Here is a 7,650-nt window from a genome sequence, read left to right as displayed (position 1 = left end):
CATGCAACAGTTTTCTTATCCAACTTACAGGAAATCATTAGCAAACCAGCCCAGGAGAAAATCCATCATGAAGTTTCTAAGCGCAAATACGATTATCAAATAAATAAAAACACCGCTATTGGCATTATGAAGAACAGGGTCATAGGCCTTTTACTTTTTAAAGATCCCGAAAAAATATTAATCCAATTACAAAACCTCTTTGCTCAATATATTGAACCAGTAAGGCCAAACAGAAAACTGCCAAGAGTGAAAAAGCTCAAACGAAGGTCTGGCAAATACAAAACCTTAACCAATTACAAAAGAGCTATATAGTTCCTTAACTTAATGACATTGGCCGGTATCCGCTACCATCCCTAATGCTTTCTGCCTGAACCGGGATTTGGGAGGATTCTTTGGATTTACGGGATTTTCTGTTCCGATCGATAAGAATCCCATAATCCAGCAAATCCTATAAATTCAGGTTCAGACAAAATCGGCGAAATCAAAAATCAATCAGTGTAATCCCAATAAAAAAATCCGAAATCGAAAATCCCAAATCCGAAATCACTCCTGTGGCCTAAACTCCCTCTCACTCTTAGCAATCACAATAGTAGCCACGCCATTGCCTATTACATTGGTTATAGCCCGCGCTTCCGACATAAACCTATCCACACCTATTAATATCGCCAAACCTTCTACCGGGATAATTTTAATGGCTGTAAGCGTACTGGTAAGCACAATAAACCCGCTGCCGGTTACGCCTGCTGCACCTTTGGAGGTAATCATCAGTATGCCAATGATAGTTAACTCCTGCCCTAATGAAAGCGGGATATTAAACACCTGGGCTAAAAATATCACGCACATAGAAAGGTAAATGGTAGTGCCATCCAGATTAAAAGAATACCCTGTAGGGATCACCAAACCCACTACTGATTTGGAGCAGCCAAACTTTTCCATCTTCTCCATCATAGCTGGCAATGCTGATTCGGACGAGGACGTACCCAACACAATCAATATCTCCTGCCTGATGTATTTCAGGTATTCCCAAAGACTGAATTTGAACAGCCTGCAAATGATATTCAATATCACAAAAATGAACAGGAACATGGTCAGGTAAACCGAGCCCATCAGCAGGGCCAGCGGCTTCAATGTTTGGATGCCGTATTTACTCACCGTAAAAGCCATCCCCGCAAAAGCCCCTATTGGCGCAACCTTCATCACTATTTTCATGATGTTAAAAAACACTTTCGAAAGCTTATCAAACAGCACAATAACCGCTTCGCCGCTTTTACCCATCCGGCTTAGGCCGAAACCAAACAATATCGCAAAAAACAGGATCTGTAAAATATCGCCTTCAGCAAAAGCTTTAAACATATTTGAGGGAACAATATGGGCAATAAAATCACCCCAATGCATCTCGGCCGCGGCTTTTTCATAAACGGCCAGCTTGCTGGTATCCATTTTAGCAGCATGGTTTTCAAAGCCGGCACCGGGCTTAATGATATTAGCAACAGTAACCCCAATGATGAGTGCGAATGTGGTCACGATCTCAAAATAGAGCAACGCCTTGCCACCTACCCTACCTACCTTTTTCATATCGCTCATGCCTGCAATGCCCAGCACAATAGTTAAAAAAATGATAGGCGCAATCAGCATGGTGATGAGGCTGATGAATGTTTTGCTAATGAGCTCGGCAGTGGGGGCAAATCCTTTAACGTATAAGCCTGCCACTACCCCAAGGGCAATAGCAATAAGTACCTGGAAAGTTAGGTTTGATAAGAGGCGTTTCATGGTTTTGATAGATGCCCTTAATCAGACCATCGCCGTCTAATTTAAAAACCATGAAAAGCGTGGGACAGTGCGATTCCCCTCTTGAGAGGGGTGGAGGGGTGTGTTTCTGCTTTGCTAAGTTAATCGCATAAACACACCCCTGCTATCGCTCCTTTCCTGCGCGCCCCCTCTCAAGAGGGGACCTATTTCATGTTTAAATTGATGACTATGCTCTAAAAAGAACAAAGCTTTTGTCCACAATATAGTAAGTTATTATGGACGCACAAAAAAGCCCCGTACCGGAAACCGGCACAGGGCATAATTAATTGATTGAAAGATTGTGATTAAGCTGGTGTTGCAGTGCCGGTTATCAGGTCAATTAAGAATATCTTGTTAAGGAAAGTCAGCTTAGCTTTGTGGTTGCCCAGGAAAACAATAGTGCCGCTGTAATCCCAGCCACCGCCGTTTGTTTTTCCTTCCGAACGGAAAGTAGCTGTACCACTGGTGATATCAAAATTATCATCACCGTGTACGTACAGGTTAGTAAACGTGTAAGTATTATGTACCCTGCTAAATGTTTTGTATTTAGTGTACTCGTTATCGATATAAGCTTTCATTGGGCCATCAAGCGAGAAATTTGAGTTATTGGTATTTAAGCCTCTAACTTTATATTTCTGCACAATGTTGTAAACAAATGAATAACCCGGACCGCTGCCCACAGTGTTTAACGAATCAACCGAATCATAACCAACAGTTTTATTGCCATCGCACACAAAGTAGTATTTAGTACCGCCAGTTTTGGTTGCTTTCAGGGTATCGCCCTGGTTAAATACAACATTGAGGCTGGTATCAACATAAAAGCCGCAGCTGTAAGTGCTTTGTACTTTAAGCTTTGATGATGTAGCATTAGTTGATGGGGTAACACCGTCGTTAACGCTGGCGCCGCCAAATGAACCCGCTAATGATTTTGCAAGGTTATCTGCAATTGCAGAGCTTGCTACATTATCGCTTACTTTTGTAGTTGATGAATCGGATTTTGAATTGACCCCTGTTTTTGTACAGGCCGAGTAAAGAACAGCTACACCTGCTAATAAAGGTAATATACTGCGTAGATTTAGTTTCATAAACGTGGTTATCAGATTAAAGTTTAGATCTCTTTTTATGATACTTGGCAACAAGCATACCATTGGTGAAATAATTCGCCAAAAAAAACCTGATCTGTGATTTTGATAGATTTTTTTATTTCAAATAAACACATTCATCAATTTATATTCCTGATAGGAATACAAAACAAGATATTTCCACAGCAGACTTTCCCCATTTCGAGAAATGTTTGTAGAAAATATTCCCCGGCAAAAGACGTTGATTATTAAAAATTCAAAACGTAAAAAGCCCTGCGTCCGGGTTATGGAGCAGGGCTTTTTTTAAAAAAATCCGGACTAATTTACCTCGCCGGTCATCAAATCGGCAGTATAAGCAGTACCATCAATAGTGATCTTAGCTTTGTGACCACCTAAAAACATAATTGTTCCTTTATAATTCCAGGTGTTTTTTCCGATACTTCCTTTACTCGAAAAAGTAGCTCCTCCGCTTAAAATAAAATCCGGATCCTTTGTTGGGTCAACTACAATTGATTTAAAATTATAATTAAAAGTACCCTCAACGTTTGGCTGGTCTGCGGTAGGTTTAGTGTAACCAACTTTAGCATAATAGTTTACAGGGCCATCAAATGAATATTTAGCATGTTCAACACCTGGATTAAGGCTTCTTAAAGTCAGGTTTTCGCCCATCTTTAAAATCATTGAAAAATCGCCGCCTACCATGGTCATGTTTAAGCTATCATTAGCCGTAACGCCCGAAGGTATGCCATTGGTACAGGTAAGCTCATATTTAACCTTAGCCCAAATATCAAGTTTGGAAGTATCGCTTTGATCTAAATTTAACGATATCGTAGTATCTTTTTTAGCGCCGCACTCCGGTTTAGGATCAACTGATTGAACTTTGATTTTACCTTTTTTGTTCAGCGAAAGATCGGTTGGCATACTTAAACCATTCTTAAAATCAAACCCTCCGTTTTCGGGGTTAAAAATACCAACAAGGCTTTGTGCTATCTGTACGCTCGCATCTTTTTTACTTACCGTACTTTTATTAGGTGCCATATCAAGTTTATGGCAAGAGGTGTAAATGGCAGCAATGCCGGTAAGCAGCAATGCTATAATTTTGTAATTGTGTTTCATGTTTAGGATTTTAAATCGCCCGCAAATTTAACTTGTTATCAAATAATTAAAGAAGTTTTGAAGTTTTTAACGGTAGATGGTTATAATGTTATTCGTGTCCATTTGTACGGGCCAGGCATGCAAAAGGTTAGCCAAGATTAAAAGCTCCTATTGACTTTGTTATAGTGGCGGGTGTTGAGAAAACTTAGATTATGCTATTTTCCTTCTTGGGAGCAACGCTGTCAACTTAAGGAACTAAAAGCGGGGCAAGTGCAATTCCCCTCTTGAAAGAGGGGTGTGTTTACACATCTTGTCAATGAATATCCATAAATAAAACCGAATTTCATTTCCGACGAACCTGTTTGGGAATGTGCGGGCGTGGTTAGGAGAAACTATCTCTTGAGCGATAGCGAAAAGTCTTATACGCCCTGCTTTTACAGGTATAGTTGTAGAGCCTGACGTAGAAGATTTCTCTTTCGCTCCACACTCAATCCGCTGCTACTCTATCGAAATGACAATTCTTTAAAGATGCGTCCACAAGATAGTCTCCATAGGGGATTTTTAAAATCTTTTGCCCTGTTGTCTGCGGCTATGCTCTCAAGAAATCAACTTAAACCTGAGTTATTTTGTATACAATTCCCTAACTAATCCACTAATAACTACTAAACTAATAGGGAAATGCTTAATTTCGCAACCTCATACGCGTAAAAAATCAAATGGACTACCAATTTAAAGAGATAGAGCAAAAATGGCAGCAGTTTTGGGCACAAAACCAAACCTTCAAAGCCGAAGATAAAAGCAGTAAACCCAAGTATTATGTGCTGGATATGTTCCCTTACCCATCCGGAGCAGGTCTGCATGTTGGGCACCCGCTGGGCTATATCGCTTCAGATATTTTTGCACGCTACAAACGTTTAAAAGGCTTTAACGTGTTGCACCCTATGGGCTACGATAGCTTTGGCTTACCGGCCGAGCAATACGCCATTCAAACCGGTCAGCACCCTGCTATTACTACCGAAGATAATATTGCTACATATCGTCGCCAGCTTGATCAGATAGGTTTTTCGTTCGATTGGAGCCGCGAGGTACGTACCAGCTCGCCCGATTATTATAAATGGACCCAGTGGATCTTTATGCAATTGTTTAACAGCTGGTATAATAAAGATGCCGACAAGGCCCAGTCAATTGATCAACTGGTTGCACATTTTGAAACCAAAGGCTCTGCCGGTATCAATGCCGTTTGCGATGATGAAATATTAAGTTTTACTGCCGATGAATGGAAAGCATTCAGCAACCAGCAACAGCAGGACGAACTGTTAAAATACCGCCTTACCTACCTGCGCGAAAGCACCGTAAACTGGTGCCCGGCCCTTGGTACCGTATTGGCAAATGACGAGGTAAAAGACGGCTTCAGCGAGCGCGGTGGTTACCCCGTTGAACAAAAGAAAATGACCCAGTGGAGCATGCGCATCACTGCCTATGCCGAAAGGTTGTTGCAAGGCCTTGACGCTATTGACTGGCCCGAGCCTTTGAAAGAAATGCAAAGGAACTGGATAGGCAAAAGTACCGGTGCGAGCGTTAAATTCCCAATAGATAAATCAGGTCATAACGCCGCTTTGGATACCGAATTTATTGAGGTTTTTACCACACGTGTTGATACCATTTTCGGTGTTACCTTTTTAGTGATTGCACCAGAGCATGAGCTGGTGGCTTCACTTACCACCCCGGAACAAAAAGCCGATATTGAAGCTTACATTGCTCAAACCAAAAAGAAATCTGAGCTTGACAGGATGGCAGATGCCAAAACTGTATCCGGTGCATTTACAGGCAGCTATGTACTTAACCCACTAAACGGTCAGCAAATCCCAATCTGGATTGCAGACTATGTATTGGCCGGTTACGGAACCGGGGCGGTTATGGCCGTACCATCGGGCGATCAGCGCGATTTCCTGTTTGCAAAGCATTTTAATTTGCCGATAGTGCAGATCCTCGATATTCAGAATATAGAAACCGAGGCCGATCCAACCAAAGAAGGCACCTACGTCAATTCTGACTTTATCAACGGTTTGGCGTACAAGGAAGCAACAGCTACAGTGGTTGCCAAACTGGAAGAGATCAACGCCGGTAAAGCCAAAGTAAACTTCAGGATGCGTGATGCCATTTTCGGCCGTCAGCGTTACTGGGGCGAACCGGTGCCGGTTTACTTTAAAGATGGCTTGCCATATTTAATTGACGAAAGCCACCTGCCGTTGTTACTACCTGAGATTGATAAATACCTCCCTACCGAAACCGGCGAACCACCGTTGGGCCGTGCCGAGGATTGGAAATATGAAGGCGATTTAGCTTACGAGTTGAGCACCATGCCCGGCTGGGCTGGCTCAAGCTGGTACTGGTACCGCTATATGGATGCAAAAAACGATAAAGAATTTGCATCGCGTGAGGCTATTGAATATTGGAAAGACGTCGACCTTTACATTGGCGGCAGCGAACATGCAACCGGTCACTTGTTGTACAGCCGTTTCTGGAATAAGTTTTTGAAAGATCTTGACCTGGTGGTTGAAGAAGAGCCATTCAAAAAACTGATTAACCAGGGTATGATCCAGGGCCGCAGTAATTTTGTTTACAGGCTGATTGATGAGGAAGGCCGTGGCACCAACACCTATGTATCGCACGGATTGATCAAAGAATATAAAACTACGCCGATACATGTTGATGTTAATATTGTTGAAAACGAAGTACTAAACATTGCGAAGTTTAAACAATGGCGACCTGAATTTGCCGACGCCGAATTTATTCTCGAGGGCGGCAAATACATTTGTGGCGTTGAGGTTGAAAAAATGTCGAAAAGGTATTACAACGTTGTTAATCCTGATGATATAGCAACCCGTTTCGGTGCCGATACCCTGCGCATGTACGAAATGTTCTTAGGCCCGCTGGAGCAGAGCAAGCCATGGAATACCAATGGTATCGAAGGTGTATTCAAATTTCTGCGTAAATTCTGGAGGTTATTCCACAATGATGCCTGGGAATTTGGTGTAAGCGATGCCGCTCCGTCAAAAGCCGAATTGAAATCGCTGCACAAGATCATTAAAAAGGTTGAGGAAGATATCGAACGTTTCTCGTTTAACACTTCAGTTTCCAGCTTTATGATCGCTGTGAATGAGTTAACAGATCTGAAATGTAATAACCGCGCTATATTGCAGGATATGGTGATCATCCTTTCATCATACGCACCGCATATTTGCGAGGAGCTATGGTCGTTACTGGGCAATGCCGATGGTACTTTATCATATGCACCATTCCCTAAATTTAACGCCGAGTATTTGGTAGAGGATGAGTTTGCTTACCCGATCTCTATCAACGGTAAAATGAAAATGAACCTGAGCATCTCCTTAAGTCTTGATGTGAAAGAAATAGAAGCTGCCGTTTTAGCCAGCCCCGATGTACAAAAATACCTCGACGGCAAAACACCTAAAAAGGTAATTGTAGTTAAAGGCCGGATTGTGAATATGGTGGTTTAGCCCCCTCCGCCCCCTAAAGGGGGTACTTTTAGAATTTCCAGCCCCGGTCTTGCGTTGCAAAACCGGGGCTTTTTGTTAAACCTAAAACAAAAAAATGTCATTTCGAAACGAGGAACGAGTGAGAAATCTTATACGCCAGGATAAACCACCATGCTTACAGGATT

Annotated in this window: 5 protein-coding genes; 2 read left to right on the top strand and 3 right to left on the bottom strand. The window is 42.2% G+C overall.

Annotated features, from left to right (window positions below; all coding sequences use genetic code 11):
* Nucleotides 1–312, top strand: a 312-nt coding sequence (locus BMX50_RS34780; RefSeq protein ID WP_208864790.1) for a hypothetical protein, incomplete at its 5' end; no start/stop codon positions are given.
* 231 nt (nt 313–543) lie between these two features.
* On the opposite strand, the gene dctA is transcribed toward BMX50_RS34780, so the two are convergent.
* The 3 genes from dctA to BMX50_RS24840 all read right to left on the bottom strand — a co-directional run bounded on the left by dctA (nt 544) and on the right by BMX50_RS24840 (nt 3,986).
* Nucleotides 544–1,770: a C4-dicarboxylate transporter DctA gene (gene dctA / locus BMX50_RS24850; protein WP_091216088.1), complete on the bottom strand. Its 1,227-nt coding sequence runs from the start codon at nt 1,768–1,770 to the stop codon at nt 544–546.
* Nucleotides 1,771–2,093: 323 nt separating this feature from the next.
* Complete coding sequence (locus BMX50_RS24845) at nt 2,094–2,873, bottom strand: hypothetical protein (RefSeq protein ID WP_091216084.1); 780 nt, start codon at nt 2,871–2,873, stop codon at nt 2,094–2,096.
* 315 nt (nt 2,874–3,188) lie between these two features.
* On the bottom strand, nt 3,189–3,986 hold the full coding sequence (locus tag BMX50_RS24840) for a hypothetical protein (RefSeq protein ID WP_091216080.1): 798 nt from the start codon (nt 3,984–3,986) through the stop codon (nt 3,189–3,191).
* A gap of 695 nt (nt 3,987–4,681) precedes the next feature.
* Between BMX50_RS24840 and leuS the strand changes: the two genes are divergently transcribed.
* Nucleotides 4,682–7,486, top strand: a complete 2,805-nt coding sequence (gene leuS / locus BMX50_RS24835) for a leucine--tRNA ligase (protein ID WP_091216076.1) — start codon at nt 4,682–4,684, stop codon at nt 7,484–7,486.
* The last annotated feature ends 164 nt before the right edge of the window (nt 7,487–7,650 follow it).

Source organism: Mucilaginibacter gossypiicola (assembly GCF_900110105.1).
GTDB classification, from domain to species: Bacteria; Bacteroidota; Bacteroidia; order Sphingobacteriales; family Sphingobacteriaceae; genus Mucilaginibacter; species Mucilaginibacter gossypiicola.
Note: the sequence above shows the minus strand (reverse complement) of the source record. Positions and strands in the feature narration are given on the sequence as shown.